At 46.5% G+C, this 13,415-nt stretch carries 19 protein-coding genes and 1 pseudogene; 14 read left to right on the top strand and 6 right to left on the bottom strand.

Features of this window, described 5'->3' with window-relative positions; all coding sequences use genetic code 11:
- Positions 1–129: 129 nt before the first annotated feature.
- Positions 130–876: a 2-oxo acid dehydrogenase subunit E2 gene (locus tag IJG50_04685; protein ID MBQ3379147.1), complete on the bottom strand. Its 747-nt coding sequence runs from the start codon at positions 874–876 to the stop codon at positions 130–132.
- A gap of 991 nt (positions 877–1,867) precedes the next feature.
- On the opposite strand from IJG50_04685, the gene IJG50_04680 reads away from it, so the two are divergent.
- From IJG50_04680 to IJG50_04665, 4 genes and pseudogenes are all read left to right on the top strand, one after another.
- Positions 1,868–2,419: a helix-turn-helix transcriptional regulator gene (locus tag IJG50_04680; GenBank protein ID MBQ3379146.1), complete on the top strand. Its 552-nt coding sequence runs from the start codon at positions 1,868–1,870 to the stop codon at positions 2,417–2,419.
- A gap of 36 nt (positions 2,420–2,455) precedes the next feature.
- A complete protein-coding gene (locus IJG50_04675) occupies positions 2,456–2,596 on the top strand; it encodes a hypothetical protein (protein MBQ3379145.1) in 141 nt (46 codons plus the stop codon).
- A gap of 166 nt (positions 2,597–2,762) precedes the next feature.
- Positions 2,763–3,028: pseudogene (locus IJG50_04670) on the top strand (DUF4160 domain-containing protein).
- Positions 3,029–3,037: 9 nt separating this feature from the next.
- A complete protein-coding gene (locus IJG50_04665; protein MBQ3379144.1) occupies positions 3,038–3,337 on the top strand; it encodes a DUF2442 domain-containing protein in 300 nt (99 codons plus the stop codon).
- Positions 3,338–3,392: 55 nt separating this feature from the next.
- Here IJG50_04665 and IJG50_04660 read toward each other — a convergent pair whose 3' ends face one another.
- Positions 3,393–4,748 (bottom strand): PFL family protein, encoded by a 1,356-nt coding sequence (locus IJG50_04660; GenBank protein ID MBQ3379143.1) that lies wholly within the window; start codon positions 4,746–4,748, stop codon positions 3,393–3,395.
- A 9-nt stretch (positions 4,749–4,757) separates the two neighbouring features.
- On the bottom strand, positions 4,758–5,027 hold the full coding sequence (locus IJG50_04655; GenBank protein ID MBQ3379142.1) for an ACT domain-containing protein: 270 nt from the start codon (positions 5,025–5,027) through the stop codon (positions 4,758–4,760).
- Between the two features lie 173 nt (positions 5,028–5,200).
- Here IJG50_04655 and IJG50_04650 point away from each other — a divergent pair, with 173 nt between their 5' ends.
- The 9 genes from IJG50_04650 to IJG50_04610 all read left to right on the top strand — a co-directional run bounded on the left by IJG50_04650 (position 5,201) and on the right by IJG50_04610 (position 11,798).
- Positions 5,201–5,680 carry a DUF2975 domain-containing protein gene (locus IJG50_04650; protein ID MBQ3379141.1) on the top strand — a complete coding sequence of 160 codons (480 nt, stop codon included), beginning with the start codon at positions 5,201–5,203 and terminating at the stop codon, positions 5,678–5,680.
- Between the two features lie 10 nt (positions 5,681–5,690).
- Positions 5,691–5,915: a helix-turn-helix transcriptional regulator gene (locus IJG50_04645; GenBank protein MBQ3379140.1), complete on the top strand. Its 225-nt coding sequence runs from the start codon at positions 5,691–5,693 to the stop codon at positions 5,913–5,915.
- Positions 5,908–6,429 carry a hypothetical protein gene (locus IJG50_04640; protein MBQ3379139.1) on the top strand — a complete coding sequence of 174 codons (522 nt, stop codon included), beginning with the start codon at positions 5,908–5,910 and terminating at the stop codon, positions 6,427–6,429. Before IJG50_04645 ends, IJG50_04640 begins: the two co-directional genes overlap by 8 nt.
- A gap of 117 nt (positions 6,430–6,546) precedes the next feature.
- Positions 6,547–7,347, top strand: coding sequence for a histidinol-phosphatase HisJ family protein (locus tag IJG50_04635; protein MBQ3379138.1), 801 nt, complete (start codon positions 6,547–6,549; stop codon positions 7,345–7,347).
- A gap of 122 nt (positions 7,348–7,469) precedes the next feature.
- On the top strand, positions 7,470–7,949 hold the full coding sequence (locus IJG50_04630; GenBank protein MBQ3379137.1) for an Lrp/AsnC family transcriptional regulator: 480 nt from the start codon (positions 7,470–7,472) through the stop codon (positions 7,947–7,949).
- Positions 7,949–9,112 (top strand): aminotransferase class I/II-fold pyridoxal phosphate-dependent enzyme, encoded by a 1,164-nt coding sequence (locus IJG50_04625; GenBank protein MBQ3379136.1) that lies wholly within the window; start codon positions 7,949–7,951, stop codon positions 9,110–9,112. Before IJG50_04630 ends, IJG50_04625 begins: the two co-directional genes overlap by 1 nt.
- 15 nt (positions 9,113–9,127) lie before the next feature.
- Positions 9,128–9,997 carry a 4-(cytidine 5'-diphospho)-2-C-methyl-D-erythritol kinase gene (locus tag IJG50_04620; GenBank protein MBQ3379135.1) on the top strand — a complete coding sequence of 290 codons (870 nt, stop codon included), beginning with the start codon at positions 9,128–9,130 and terminating at the stop codon, positions 9,995–9,997.
- 77 nt (positions 9,998–10,074) lie between these two features.
- On the top strand, positions 10,075–10,707 hold the full coding sequence (locus tag IJG50_04615) for a stage II sporulation protein R (GenBank protein ID MBQ3379134.1): 633 nt from the start codon (positions 10,075–10,077) through the stop codon (positions 10,705–10,707).
- 101 nt (positions 10,708–10,808) lie between these two features.
- A complete protein-coding gene (locus IJG50_04610) occupies positions 10,809–11,798 on the top strand; it encodes a lipoate--protein ligase (GenBank protein ID MBQ3379133.1) in 990 nt (329 codons plus the stop codon).
- An 86-nt stretch (positions 11,799–11,884) separates the two neighbouring features.
- Here the strand turns inward: IJG50_04610 and IJG50_04605 are convergent, their stop codons facing one another.
- From IJG50_04605 to IJG50_04595, 3 genes are all read right to left on the bottom strand, one after another.
- Positions 11,885–12,118 carry an acyl carrier protein gene (locus IJG50_04605; GenBank protein ID MBQ3379132.1) on the bottom strand — a complete coding sequence of 78 codons (234 nt, stop codon included), beginning with the start codon at positions 12,116–12,118 and terminating at the stop codon, positions 11,885–11,887.
- 36 nt (positions 12,119–12,154) lie between these two features.
- Positions 12,155–12,595 (bottom strand): 3-hydroxyacyl-ACP dehydratase FabZ, encoded by a 441-nt coding sequence (fabZ, locus tag IJG50_04600; GenBank protein ID MBQ3379131.1) that lies wholly within the window; start codon positions 12,593–12,595, stop codon positions 12,155–12,157.
- 93 nt (positions 12,596–12,688) lie between these two features.
- Positions 12,689–13,126: a beta-hydroxyacyl-ACP dehydratase gene (locus IJG50_04595; GenBank protein MBQ3379130.1), complete on the bottom strand. Its 438-nt coding sequence runs from the start codon at positions 13,124–13,126 to the stop codon at positions 12,689–12,691.
- 129 nt (positions 13,127–13,255) lie between these two features.
- Between IJG50_04595 and IJG50_04590 the strand changes: the two genes are divergently transcribed.
- Positions 13,256–13,415: helix-turn-helix domain-containing protein (locus IJG50_04590; protein ID MBQ3379129.1), on the top strand; the 160-nt coding region annotated here is incomplete at its 3' end.

The following is a 13,415-nucleotide window of genomic DNA, read 5'->3' as shown; positions in this document are numbered from 1 at the left end:
CGGACGCTGTGCCCCGAAGGTATAATAACCGCCTTTGCATATACAGTACAGACCTCGGGACGCTTTCACGCTCAAATAAAAAAGGCGCAGTATCTACTGCGCCTTTTTTGCATTTGATCAAGTCTTAAATTATTTTGCCGGCCATTCGGGAACGAGGTAGCTCTCGCAGTCAGCGATGATCTCGGACATTCTCTGAACGAATCTGGAAGCCGGAACGCCGTCCATTACACAGTGGTCTGCGCTGGTGGAGATGTAGCACATATCTCTCGGAACGATGTTCATATCCTTGTCGTACATCGGCATCTTTATGATCTTACCAACGCCTATGATCATAGCCTCAGGCATATTGATTATCGGGGATGCGCCGTCCATGCCGAACATACCCATGCTGGATACCGTGATGGTGCCGCCCTGGAACCAGCTGAAGTCCATCTTGTTGTTTCTGATCCTCTCTACCATTTCCTTCATCTTTTCGGAGATCTCGAAAATGCTGAGATCCTGGCAGTTCTTGATGTTCGGAACAACGAGGCCGCCGGAAGGAGTAGCAACTGCGAAACCTACGTTTACGGACTCGTAAACTTCGATCTGCTCTGCTTCAACGTTGTAGGAAGCGTTTACGATCGGAACGTCCTGGATAGCGATAGCAACAACCTTGAGAAGTATCTCGGTGTAGCTGATCTTGTAGCCCTTTTCCTTGAACTTCTTCTTTAATTCAACCATACCGGTAACGTCCATGTGTACGAAACCGCTCATGTGAGGAGCCTTCAGCTTGGAAGCCTTCATGTTGTCGGCGATAAGCTTACGCATACCTCTCTTCATCTGTATGGTTTCTTTTATTACTTTTCCGTCTTTCGTTACCATTTTTTCTTCTGCCATGATTCAAATCCTCCGTTTAATTATTTTGTTTAAAGTAGACAAAGATACCTTAATATATATCAATATAATTTTCTCATATTATATTCTAATATCCAATCAGCTTTTTTTATTATATTTTATGAAATATTCTACTACTTTTTGACTAAAAGACCTTAAAACGCGCGTGAGCGCGGTTCTTGAAGCCACAATTTTTCTTCGCAAACATATGCGTTGATACAGCTTTTTTCTTAATGCCTGAGGATTATTCTCATATAATATGCGGCCTCAGCGCAGGCTCTTACTATATATATAATACTTTTTTCTTATCAAGTATTGAAAAACGCTTGCACTTTTGATATAATATTTCATATATTGCAACAATTCATATCGGAGTGTGCGAATTATGATACTGAATAACAAGGATTATCAAAAAATGATGGACTTTTTATACGAGCTGAGAGAGCCGCATAATGATTTTCCGCACCATATGCTTTTGATGCTTTCAAAATACTTTGGATACAATTATCTTACCTTTTTTCCTTCGTTCACTAAGATCTCGCTTATGCCCCCCGACGTTGACAAAAAATATTTCACAAGTTTTATTGCGCTCAATATAGACAGCCGTATTTTAAAGCTTTACAGCGATTACTATTACAGGACCGATATTTTTCAGCCGATCAACCTGCCGAAAAAGCTTTTGAACAAGCCTGTGCTCACGATCCGCGATATAATGCCGGTAGAAAAATTTCAGACGACCGAATATTTTCAGCTTATGAAGCAAATAAACGCCAATTATCAGGCAACGATGTATTTCGTGACGGGTAATGTAAAGCTGGGCGCTATCGGCATATTCCGCGACAAAGAGGAGGGCGATTTCACAAAGAAGGAAGTAAAGATCCTTGAAACGCTCTGCCCGCTTATAACTCAGAGCTATAAGATCGCGCTCGATATCTCTTCAATATCATATAAGCACGGCATACTGAAAAATTCTTATGAGCGGCTCCCCATAGGCATGCTCATATTGGACTCAAAGCTCTCAGTGCTCGAATGCAACAGCGTGGCGTTCGATTATTGTCAGGAGATAGTTGAAAACAAGCTGGGAAGCGACCCGATAGATAAGTTCGATAATATAGTTTCATCTGACGCAGCCTCTAAAAACGTGCAGCGCGTAATATCCCATCTTGGCAACAGTATACTGATGAACAATTCGCAAAATCAGGATTTCAAGATATACATAGACAGCACGGAATACAGCTTTAAGATGAATTCGTTTTTGATCTCGATGAATTCGAATAATATAGAGACGGTGCACTCCATTTATATCGTAAAGCAGGTCGTTCATACGAGCGACTTCCCGAACGAGATATCGCGCAAATTTGACTTAACGAAGCGCGAGCTTGAAATAATCAACCTTATCGACAAGGGATACTCCAACAAAGACATTTCAAATCAGCTGTTTATTTCAAGCCATACGGTAAAGACACATATAATGAATATTTTTAAAAAAGCGGACGTTACGAGCAGAACGTCGCTAATGCATAAGCTGAAGGATTCGACAAATTAACGCGAAGCACGAAAGCGGGAAGGCTCCGGCGGCGACGTGAACGTATCGGACGTAGTGACAAACATAGGTTGGCATACGTTCTACGGTTGCGAAAGCCTCCCCATCCATGCGCCTGCGGGCTCCTATGCGGAAGAATACGAGAAGAAGAACAACATCACCTTCGAGGCGATAACGTAGAGCAATAAAATGTTTAGCCCCCCCGCACAAACAAAGACCGAGAGGATCGCTCCTTTCGGTCTTTTTAACTCCGCTAATTTTTAAGGCTCTGAGGCGGCGCGGGGACATTGATAAATTGCTCTGTGTGTGATAATATATACATATATAAGTTTGGTGGTGAATGCAAATGCCCGAGTTAAGCCGATTTGCCGGTATGGTCATTTATATGCTGTTTTACGACGTAGGGCAGCATAATAAACCGCACGTACACGTTTATTACGGCGAATATGAGGCAGTAATAGCTATAGACGGCGAGCTGCTTGCAGGGTGCTCCCGAGGAAACAGCTTCGAATTGTGACTGGATGGCTTGCCTTTCATGAAGAAGAGGCGTACAAAGCATGGAATCATGCGGTAAGAGGCGAACATTTTGATAAAATTTCGCCGTTGAATTGAGGTGACTGTATGTATATCAAAAATGACATATGCTATGCGGGAGAGCTTTGCGAAGGTATAAAGGTGACCGAGGCAAAGCCGATGAGGGGCAAAATGATGCTTGTGACCTTTTCGACGGGCGAACGCAGAATTTTCGATACAACGCTTTTGACGGGTCCGGCCTTTGAGCCTCTTTCGGACGAAAAGATATTTTCCTCGCCCACGCTTTTTCACGGCGTTATTACCTGGAACAACGGCGAAATAGACGTCGCACCCGAGGCTGTGTATAAGTTGAGCTTCGCTTATACGGACAAAACCGCCCTTGTTTAGCCCCCCACACAAACAAAGACCGAGAGGATCGCTCCTTTCGGTCTTTTTAAATTCCCTAATTCTTCAGACTTTGAAGCGGCGCGGGTATCCTGCCGCCGCGACGAACAAAAGCTTCTGACGAATACGGGCTTACCGCCATGCAGGGGCCGCTGCCCAAGAGCCCGCCGAATTCAACGCTGTCGCCGACCTTTTTGCCGTAGGCGGGTATAATTCTCACGGCGGTCGTCTTTGTATTGACTACGCCTATCGCTATCTCATCGGCTATAATACCCGAGATCGTCGACGCGGGCGTATCGCCGGGCACCACTATCATATCAAGGCCGACGGAGCATACCGCCGTCATAGCCTCCAGCTTCTCAATAGAGAGCGCGCCGCGGCTCACCGCGTCTATCATGCCCGCGTCCTCGCTTACGGGGATGAACGCGCCCGAAAGGCCGCCGACGTGCGACGAAGCCATGGTGCCGCCCTTCTTGACGGCGTCGTTAAGAAGCGCCAAAGCCGCCGTAGTGCCGTGCGCGCCCGTGACTTCAAGCCCCATACTCTCTAAAATATGCGCGACGGAGTCGCCTATCGCCGGAGTGGGGGCAAGAGACAGATCGACGATACCGAACGGTACGCCGAGCATTTTCGACGCCTCTTGCGCCACGAGCTGGCCCATGCGCGTTATTTTGAAGGCAGTCCGCTTGATCGTATTTGAAAGCTCGGAAAAATCGCAGTCGCCCGCGCGTTTTATCGCCTTCTGTACAACGCCCGGCCCCGAAACGCCGACGTTTATCACGCATTCGCCCTCGCCGATACCGTGGAACGCGCCTGCCATGAACGGGTTGTCCTCCGGCACGTTTGAGAAAACGACGAGCTTCGCACAGCCGAGCGAGCCCTCGTCTTTGGTTCTGTATGCGAGGTCCTTTATTATATCGCCCATCTGGAGCACGGCGTCCATATTTATGCCGGCCTTAGTCGTCGCCACGTTTACAAAAGAGCATACGCGCTTCGTTTCGGAAAGCGCGGCGGGTATGGATTCTATGAGGCGTTCGTCGCCCTTTGTATAGCCCTTGTGAACGAGCGCACCGTAGCCGCCGATGAAGTTTACGCCCGTTGTTTCAGCCGCTCGGTCAAGCGCGAGCGCAAGCTTTTCGTATTCCTTTGAGCGGCAGCTTTCGGCCACTATGGATATCGGCGTTACCGATATACGTTTGTTCACTATCGGAATGCCATACTTTTTTTCAATATATTCGCCCGTTGAAACAAGATCGCGGGCGTAAGTAGTTATCTTGTCGTAAACTTTGTCGCAGACGCGGTCTATATCCTCGTGTGCGCAGTCGCGAAGCGATATGCCCATAGTTATGGTGCGTATATCAAGGTGCTCCTGCTGTATCATGCGGATAGTCTGCATAATATCGTAAACCTGCATGGTGTCACCTCAAATTCTGTGCATGGATTTAAAGATGTCCGAATGCTGCGTATGTATTTCAACGCCTATTTCTTTTCCCAGTTCGTCGAGCTCCTCGACGAGCTTTATAAAATCGACTTTTGACGTGCTTATATCGACGACCATGACCATGGTGAAAAGCTCCTGCATTATCGTTTGCGAGATATCGAGTATATTTACGTCGTGCTCGTATAAGATTTTGCTCACGCGGTAGATTATGCCGCGCGCGTCGTTTCCTATAACGCTTATTACTGCGTTCATTTTTCTGCCTCCTGTGATATATGATGCTACATTATATAATAATTCCATGAAAAATGCAAACCGTTGCGATTTAATAAAAATTTATTGTAAAACGATAAAAAGTTATTGACATTATTAAAAAACAAGTATATACTTGCACATGTGGACAAAACAATTCATGTTTGGAGGCAGTTATGGGACAGAGGACGCTTTCGGTGCTGTTAAAAGTGATAATATGCCTTATCGGCGTGTGCGGCCTTGTCATATATCTGGCGGTCATACCAATGTACGGGAACATGCTGGTGGATAAGTACCCCGAATATGCGGGCGCCTACCAGCCATGGATAATATTTATCTGGCTCACGGCGATACCGTGCTATATAGATATGTTCCTTGTATGGAGGATCGCCGACAACATAGGGCGCGACAAGTCTTTTTCGAGAAAAAACGCCGCGTATCTTAAATGGATATCTTTTATAACGGCGGCGGATTCGCTTGTGTTTTTTGCGGTAAATATAATATTCGTAATGGCGGGCATAAGTCACCCGGGGGTGGCGCTGGCTTCGCTTATCGTGGTGTTCTTCGGCGTGGCAGTCTGCGTGATAAGCGCCGCGCTGTCGCATCTTGTTATGAAGGCCGCGCTTTTGCAGGAAGAAAACGAGCTTACGATATAGGGAGAGTGCAATGGAAGAAGATATCATTTTCAATATAGACGTAATGCTTGCAAAACGAAAAATGAGCGTGACGGAGCTTTCGCAGAAGGTGGGCATAACGATAGCCAATATTTCCATACTGAAAAACGGGAAGGCGAAGGCAATAAAGGTGTCTACGCTTGCCAAGCTATGCGAGGCGCTCGATTGTCAGCCCGGGGACCTTTTGGAATACAGAAAGAAGGATACAAATGAATAATAAAGCTTTGACATGTGCGCTTTTGGCCGTGATATGCGCGGCCGCGTTTCTTTTGAACGGATGCACCGCGAAGAACACGCTTCAGTCGTTTGCTGACGAAGCGGGAGTACAGCTTTCAAACGGCAATATTTCACAGGAGGACACCCACGGCGGATTTCACGGCGACGGCACGCTTTTGGCCGTGATACGCTTCGACGAGCCGCAAAGCGGCATAGCGGAAAACGAAAAATGGAAGTCCCTGCCGCTTTCCGATACTCTAAAAACGGCGCTCTACGGCTTTTCGGACGGCAGCGGTCAATATATGATAATGCCGCTTATAGACTTTGAAAGCGCGGGTATTACACAAACGGTACCGCATGTTGAAAACGGATATTATTATTTTGAGGACCGTCATTCAAAGAGTACAAACGCATCCGACGATACGGATCTGCTTGCGCGTTCGTCATATAATTTTACTCTGGCATTGTACGACAGTGATACCGATACGATGTATGTGATAATCGAAGATACCTGATCTATGTTAGATATTACAGGCGGCTTTGGCTTACATAATGCACGGGCAAAATGATTTTACATCTGATGCAAAGTGATTTATAATATTGTCAGCATATATTATTTCGGAGGGAAACGAATGTATCTTATAGATTACCATACACATTCGCACAACAGCTTTGACGGATATATCTCGGTCGATAAAATAGTGAGCCGCGCCGTTGAGCGCGGTATAAAGGAGCTTGCCGTTACGGATCATTACGAATGCTCCGACCTTAGAACGCCCATGGCATATGATTTTGAAAAAAGCGAAGGCGAGATAATCGAAGCGAGGAAAAAATACGGCGACAAGATAAAGATCTTATACGGCGTTGAATTGGGACAGATGCATTTTGAACCTGAGCTTTGCAAGCTTTTCTCTGCGCGTACAAATCTCGACTTTATAATAGGCTCGGTGCATAATCTGAAAAACGATCTTGATCTTTATTTCGTGGAATATGATGAAAAAAACAGCAAAAGCCTTTTTGAAGAATATTTAAAGGAGCTTCACACGCTTGCGGCTGTTTCGGATTATGACGTGCTGGGACATATAACATATCCTCTTCGCTATATAAAGCGCGACGGATATACGATAGATATAAACGCCTATTCTGAAGAGATAGACGCGATACTTAAAACAGTAATTGAGAGAGGCCGCGGAATAGAGGTAAACACATCGGGACTCAATAACGTTCTGGGAGATACGATGCCTCCGTTCGATATAATAAAGCGCTACCGCGAGCTTGGCGGAGAGATAATAACGACCGGCAGCGACGCGCATAAAAGAGCGCATGTGGGGTCAGGTATAGACGACGCCGCAAGAATGATACTTGAAGCCGGATTTGAGTATGTTACTGTATTTGAACAAAGAAAGCCCTCTTTTGTAAAAATAGAGGAATAGTATTTACAAATAAGTGCGTAAAATGTAAAATAAAAAGATAGTATTTATTAAAAACCCAAACGCGGCCGGCGGCGAGCGTTATACGGGTAAAATATATACCGCCGGAGACAGGGAGTAAGATCATGGAACGAATTTTAAAGATTTTGGAAGAAGACGGCCGCATGACCGATAAGGAGATAGCGACAATGCTTTCTTTAAACGAGAGCGAGGTCGCGCGAGCCCGTGAGGAATACGAGAAAACGGGCGTGATCGTAGGTTATAAGGCGTGCATCGACTGGGATAAAACAAAAAACGAGTCTACCGTCGCCATGATCGAGCTTAAAGTTACGCCGCAGTACGGCGAGGGATTTGATAAAATAGCAAAGCGCATATACGCTTATCCCGAAGTGGAGAGCGTTTACCTTATGTCGGGTTCGTTTGACATTATGGTGCTTATACGCGGCAGGACCATGAAGGAAGTGGCGATGTTCGTTTCAACGAAGCTTGCCCCGATGGAAGCCGTCGTGAGCACTTCGACGAGCTTCGTATTAAAGAAGTATAAAGAGAACGGTGTGATTTTCGGCAGAGAATCCGACGATGAAAGAGAGGTAATAGGTTTATGATGGATTATGACAGACTTTTGTCGCAAAAGGTAAAGCAGATAAAGCCTTCTGGCATACGCAAGTTTTTCGACATAGTTGCCGTTATGAAGGACGCGATATCTCTCGGCGTTGGCGAGCCCGACTTCGTAACGCCGTGGCACATAAGAGACGCGGGCATACAGTCGCTTCAGGACGGCAAAACGTATTATACGTCGAACTGGGGACTCTTGGAGCTTCGCACCGAGGCTGCGGCATATTTAAGCCGCAGATACGGCCTTACTTATAAGCCCGAAAGCGAGGTGCTCGTTACCGTAGGAGGAAGCGAGGGCATCGACAATACGATACGCGCGCTCGTTGAGCCGGGCGACGAGGTGCTCATTCCGGAGCCGTCGTTTGTGTGCTATCAGCCCTGCGTGCTTTTGATGGGCGGCGTTCCCGTGCCGATAGAGACGAAGGCAGAGGACGAGTTCAAGCTGACGGCAAGCCAGCTTAAAGAGAAGATAACTTCCAAGACGAAGCTTCTCATACTGCCGTTTCCGAACAATCCGACGGGCGGCATAATGGAAAAGAAGGACCTTGAGGAGATAGCCGAGGTGTTGAGAGGCACCGACATACTGGTACTTTCCGACGAGATATACGCCGAGCTTACTTACGGCATGAAGCATACGTCCATTGCTTCGATAGACGGCATGTGGGAACGTACGGTAGTTATAAACGGCCTTTCAAAATCTCACGCCATGACAGGCTGGAGAATAGGCTTCGTATGCGGCCCCGCGCCGATACTTGAGCAGGTGACGAAGATACACCAGTACGCGATAATGAGCGCGCCGACCGTAAGCCAGTATGCCGCAGTACAGGCGCTAAAGGAAGGCGACAAGGATATAGAGTACATGTGCGGACAGTACAATATGAGAAGAAAGCTCATGCATGAGCGCTTCAATAAGATGGGTCTTAAATGCTTTGAACCCAGAGGTGCGTTTTACGTATTTCCTTCGATAAAATCTACGGGACTTTCAAGCGAAGAATTTGCCGAGCGACTTCTCAGAGAAGAAAAGGTGGCCGTCGTGCCGGGCAATGCGTTCGGAGAGAGCGGAGAGGGCCATATAAGATGCTGCTATGCTTATTCCGTTGAGCATATTAAGGAGTCGCTTGATCGCATAGAACACTTTTTAGGGAAACTTTAAAAAGCCGGAGGAACTATGGAACGTATAGTAATTGACGCCAAGGCCAAGCTTAATCTGTCGCTTGATGTTTTAAGACGGCGCGAAGACAATTACCATGATATGCTTATGGTGATGCAGGATGTTGATCTGTATGATACGATAAGCGTGGAAAAAACCGATACAGGAAAAATAAAGCTTTCGACGTCTATCGAGTTTTTGCCTACGGACGAGAGAAATCTTGCCGTGCGCGCGGCCGTCGCCTTTTATAAGTTCTCAGGTATCGAGCCTCAGGGCGTTGATATAAAGATACATAAGCGAATACCGGTCGCGGCAGGCCTGGCCGGAGGTTCGACCGACGCCGCAGGCGTATTAAAGGCACTGAATGCGCTGTATGAAACGAATATATCAAAAGAAGAGCTTTGCCGAATAGGAAAAACGCTTGGAGCCGATGTTCCGTATTGCATCGTGGGCGGCACGGCGCTTGCAGAGGGCATAGGCGAGATATTGACTCCGCTTCCCGAATTGCCGGACTGTACGTTTATTATAGCGCATCCTGACGTGGCCGTATCGACGAAATTCGTTTTCGGAAAGCTTGATCTAAGCCGCGTGAAATACCGACCCGATACAGCCGGAATGAAGGAAGCGCTTAAAAAAGGCGATTTGGGCGGCGTGGCAAGGCGCATGCTTAACGTATTTGAGCCTATTACCTCGTCAAATCACAAGATAATAAGAGAATTGGAAAGCATAATGCTCGACTGCGGAGCGATGGGCGCAGCTATGAGCGGAAGCGGTCCATCCGTTTTTTCGATATTCGACAATGAAAAGAAAGCCGAAGAGTGCGCCGCCGAACTTAAAAAGCTTGTAAACGACGTATTCATAGTACCTCACAAGAAAAAACGACCGTAAATTGAATATTTTTTTAAAAGCGTGTCCAAAATAGCCGTGGGCGCGCTTTTTTTATTTTTCAACATACGGAGGTCACTATGAAAAACAGATCAAAGTTAAATAAAAGGCTGATACTCCCGGCGCTTATTATAGGTCTTGCTGCCGCGGCGGCGTTCGATGCATTTGCGCTTTCATGCGATCTTTCTTCGGTTGCCGATACTGTCCTACGGCTTCATGTCGTTGCCGAAAGCGACAGAGAAGACGACCAGTTTGTAAAGCTTAAGGTGCGCGATACGATATTGACCGAGACGCAGCGCATAGCGGGCAGCGCAAAGAATAAGGGTGAGTTTGTGGCGCTTGTCAAGGAACATTTGTCAGATATAGAGCGCTTGGCAAACGACACCATATCCGCGCTCGGATACGATTATACGGCTCATGCATGCTTTGAACGCGCTGATTTTCCAACGCGCGAGTATAACGGCGTCACGCTTCCTGCGGGACGTTATGATGCGCTTAAGGTTGTTATAGGACGCGGAGAGGGACAAAATTTCTGGTGCGTAATGTTTCCGCCGCTTTGCGGCGGGGCAGTCGAAGCGAAGGAAAGCAAGGAGTATCTTAAGGATAATCTGAGCGAGGGCGCATTTATGATGATAACCGATCCGCAATCGAGCGTAAGGTATGAGCTTAGGTTAAAGGTGGTAGATATAATAAACGAAATCGGCAGCGAATAAAAAAATAACGCTTCTTTTTAGAATTTATGTTTTTTCTTATTGACATAGTAGGCATTAAAAGTTTAAAGTAAAAACAGTATAATCTAAAGGAGGCAAAGAAGATGATCTATATTGAAAACACCTCTGTAGACCCTTATTATAACATGGCCTGCGACGAGTATATCCTGACAAAGCTCGATTTGGGAGAGGATATACTTACGCTGTGGCGAAACGACAACGCCATAATCATAGGCAAGAACCAGAATGCATTTGAAGAGGTAAACGCCGCATACGTTGACGAGCATGATATAAAGGTGTGCCGAAGAGTTACCGGCGGAGGCGCGGTCTACCACGATCTTAACAACCTTAATTTTTCGCTTTTCATAGATTTAAAGGACAGCTCAAAGCTTGACGACATTAACTTCTTTGTGCTTCCCGTTGTAAAGGCGCTCTCCGAGCTCGGCATAAACGCCGAAGTTAAGGGAAGAAACGACATAACGATAGACGGCAGAAAATTTTCGGGACTGGCACAGCGCATCCATAAGGATAAGCTTTTGTTCCACGGTACGCTCATGTTTGATGTGGACGTGACTATTCTTTCAAAATGCTTGAACGTGAAGCCGGGCAAGCTGCAGTCCAAGGGGCATAAGTCCGTAAGAAGCCGCGTTACAAACATAAAGGAATATATAAAAGAAGACGTTGACGTACTGGGCTTTAAGGAGATATTGAAGAAGCAGCTTTTTGAAGGTCAGGAATATAAGGAGTATAAGCTTACCGACGAGGACAAGGCCGCAATAAAAAAGATAAGAGACGAAAAGTTTGCAACTTGGGCGTGGAATTACGGCGAGTCGCCCGAGTCGAATTTCAAGAACGCCGAACGCTTCGCAGGCGGCGAGGTTGACATAAGAATGATGCTCGAGGACGGAAAGATACAATCAATACGCTTCTACGGCGACTTTTTATCCACGGACGACCTCGACGCGCTGATAGAAAAACTCGAGGGCCAAAAATACGACATAGAGACCGTGGACGGGATACTGTCGCAGATGAATCTTCGCCCCTTCTTCGGCGCGATAACGAAAGACGAGATAATGCGCTGCATGTTCCCGTAAGATAAAGGTCTGTTTTGAGAATTTTTTGACATATCATAAAACCGAACGAAAAAATAACCTCTCCGGTCGTACCGAAGAGGTTATTTTCACTGTTTATTGTCGATATACCTGATAAGATCGCCTACTGTAACAATGCTTGACATATCCTCTCGCTCGATTTTTACGCCCATTTCATATTCAAGCTCCATCGCAAACTCAATGGCGTCGAGCGAGTCTAAAAGCAGGTCTTTTTTAAAGCTTAAGGCAGGCGTTATCTCATCGGATTCCATACCTGTCGCGATACTTATAAGCGGCAATAGCCGGTCATACGTGTCGTCCATTAAAAAAAGATCATCTCCTTTATGTATTTTTTTATCTTATTGCTTTGCGAATACGAACGATATCGTGGCCGTTGCGGCAAGCTCTCCGTTCACTGTCACTTCGCAGTCGGCGTAAACAAAGCGCGCGTTCGGGTCGCGCACGACTGATTTCATTACCATGGTATCTCCGGGCATTATCTTTCTTTTGAAGCGCGCGTTCTCGATGCCCGCGAAGAAACCGAGGCGCGGCTCGTGATCATCTCCCGTGTTTAAGAGCGCGGTAGCGATTCCTGCGGTCTGTGCCATGGCTTCGACCGTTATAACGCCGGGCGTTATCGGAAAGGTGGGGAAATGCCCCTTGTAGAGCGCAAGATCGGGAGACATATATTTAGTTGCAACGGCATATTTGCCGGGCTCGCAGTCGAGCACTTCATCGACCCAGAGAAAAGGATCGCGGTGAGGCAACAGCTTTTTTACTTGTTCGTTGTCGAGTTTCATAAAATCCTATCTCCTTTTAATAAATCGTCAATTTGGTATCATTATATAAAAATATAGAACGTGTGTCAACCAAATAATGCCGTTTTTTCGGCGTCATTTTTTGAACGCAAAGGACACGGTAGCCTGGGCAATAAGCTCGCCGTCACAATACGTCTCGCAGTCGGCATATATGAAGCGTGCGCGCGGGTCGCGCAATACCGATTTGAATGTAAGAGTAGAGCCGGGGAAGGCTTTTTTAAAAAAACGGGCGTTCTCTATGCCGGCAAAAAGCCTGATACCCGCTTTTGTCTGCATGCTTTCGAAAAAAAGCGCAGTTGCTATCCCTGCCGTTTGAGACATTGCCTCAACGAGTATTACGGCAGGTATCTCGGCGCCCGACGGGCAGTACCCTTTGAACATGGGAAGATCGGGATCCATATACTTTTCGGAAACGGCATATTTGCCGGGTTCGCATTGTGTTACCTCATCTACCCAAAGAAATGGATCGCGCTGAAAAAGCAGCTCTTTTACGCGTTCGTGTGAAAGCATCATTTTTAAGAAAACTCCTTTAAAATGTTGTTATGGTACAAATGATATGTGACAAAAGAGAATGGAAATTCAACTCGAACATGGTATGATGAAGTTACCACACCAAATCAACCGTGAAAGAGATGAATTTCCATGACCAGTTTAGCATCTGGCGCGCATTTCCGTCAACAGGTAATCAAGTATTCAGAGAAGAACGGAGCAACAAAAGCCGCAAACCGATACCATGTTAGCCGCAACAGCATCTATCGCTGGTTGAAACGATACGACGGGAGCTGGCAGAGCTTACAGGATC

It is taken from the genome of Clostridia bacterium (genome assembly GCA_017405765.1).
Lineage (GTDB): Bacteria > Bacillota > Clostridia > Oscillospirales > RGIG577 > RGIG577.
This window is presented reverse-complemented; position numbering and strand designations above follow the sequence as displayed.

What these genes read in the sequence shown, in the direction of transcription:
- IJG50_04685 (MBQ3379147.1), bottom strand. Translation starts at nt 876, where the DNA reads ATGGCAGAAGAAAAAATGGTAACGAAAGACGGAAAAGTAATAAAAGAA.
- IJG50_04680 (MBQ3379146.1), top strand. Translation starts at nt 1,868, where the DNA reads ATGCTCATATTGGACTCAAAGCTCTCAGTGCTCGAATGCAACAGCGTG.
- IJG50_04665 (MBQ3379144.1), top strand. Translation starts at nt 3,038, where the DNA reads ATGTATATCAAAAATGACATATGCTATGCGGGAGAGCTTTGCGAAGGT.
- IJG50_04660 (MBQ3379143.1), bottom strand. Translation starts at nt 4,748, where the DNA reads ATGCAGGTTTACGATATTATGCAGACTATCCGCATGATACAGCAGGAG.
- IJG50_04655 (MBQ3379142.1), bottom strand. Translation starts at nt 5,027, where the DNA reads ATGAACGCAGTAATAAGCGTTATAGGAAACGACGCGCGCGGCATAATC.
- IJG50_04650 (MBQ3379141.1), top strand. Translation starts at nt 5,201, where the DNA reads ATGGGACAGAGGACGCTTTCGGTGCTGTTAAAAGTGATAATATGCCTT.
- IJG50_04645 (MBQ3379140.1), top strand. Translation starts at nt 5,691, where the DNA reads ATGGAAGAAGATATCATTTTCAATATAGACGTAATGCTTGCAAAACGA.
- IJG50_04640 (MBQ3379139.1), top strand. Translation starts at nt 5,908, where the DNA reads ATGAATAATAAAGCTTTGACATGTGCGCTTTTGGCCGTGATATGCGCG.
- IJG50_04635 (MBQ3379138.1), top strand. Translation starts at nt 6,547, where the DNA reads ATGTATCTTATAGATTACCATACACATTCGCACAACAGCTTTGACGGA.
- IJG50_04630 (MBQ3379137.1), top strand. Translation starts at nt 7,470, where the DNA reads ATGGAACGAATTTTAAAGATTTTGGAAGAAGACGGCCGCATGACCGAT.
- IJG50_04625 (MBQ3379136.1), top strand. Translation starts at nt 7,949, where the DNA reads ATGGATTATGACAGACTTTTGTCGCAAAAGGTAAAGCAGATAAAGCCT.
- IJG50_04620 (MBQ3379135.1), top strand. Translation starts at nt 9,128, where the DNA reads ATGGAACGTATAGTAATTGACGCCAAGGCCAAGCTTAATCTGTCGCTT.
- IJG50_04615 (MBQ3379134.1), top strand. Translation starts at nt 10,075, where the DNA reads ATGAAAAACAGATCAAAGTTAAATAAAAGGCTGATACTCCCGGCGCTT.
- IJG50_04610 (MBQ3379133.1), top strand. Translation starts at nt 10,809, where the DNA reads ATGATCTATATTGAAAACACCTCTGTAGACCCTTATTATAACATGGCC.
- IJG50_04605 (MBQ3379132.1), bottom strand. Translation starts at nt 12,118, where the DNA reads ATGGACGACACGTATGACCGGCTATTGCCGCTTATAAGTATCGCGACA.
- fabZ (MBQ3379131.1), bottom strand. Translation starts at nt 12,595, where the DNA reads ATGAAACTCGACAACGAACAAGTAAAAAAGCTGTTGCCTCACCGCGAT.
- IJG50_04595 (MBQ3379130.1), bottom strand. Translation starts at nt 13,126, where the DNA reads ATGATGCTTTCACACGAACGCGTAAAAGAGCTGCTTTTTCAGCGCGAT.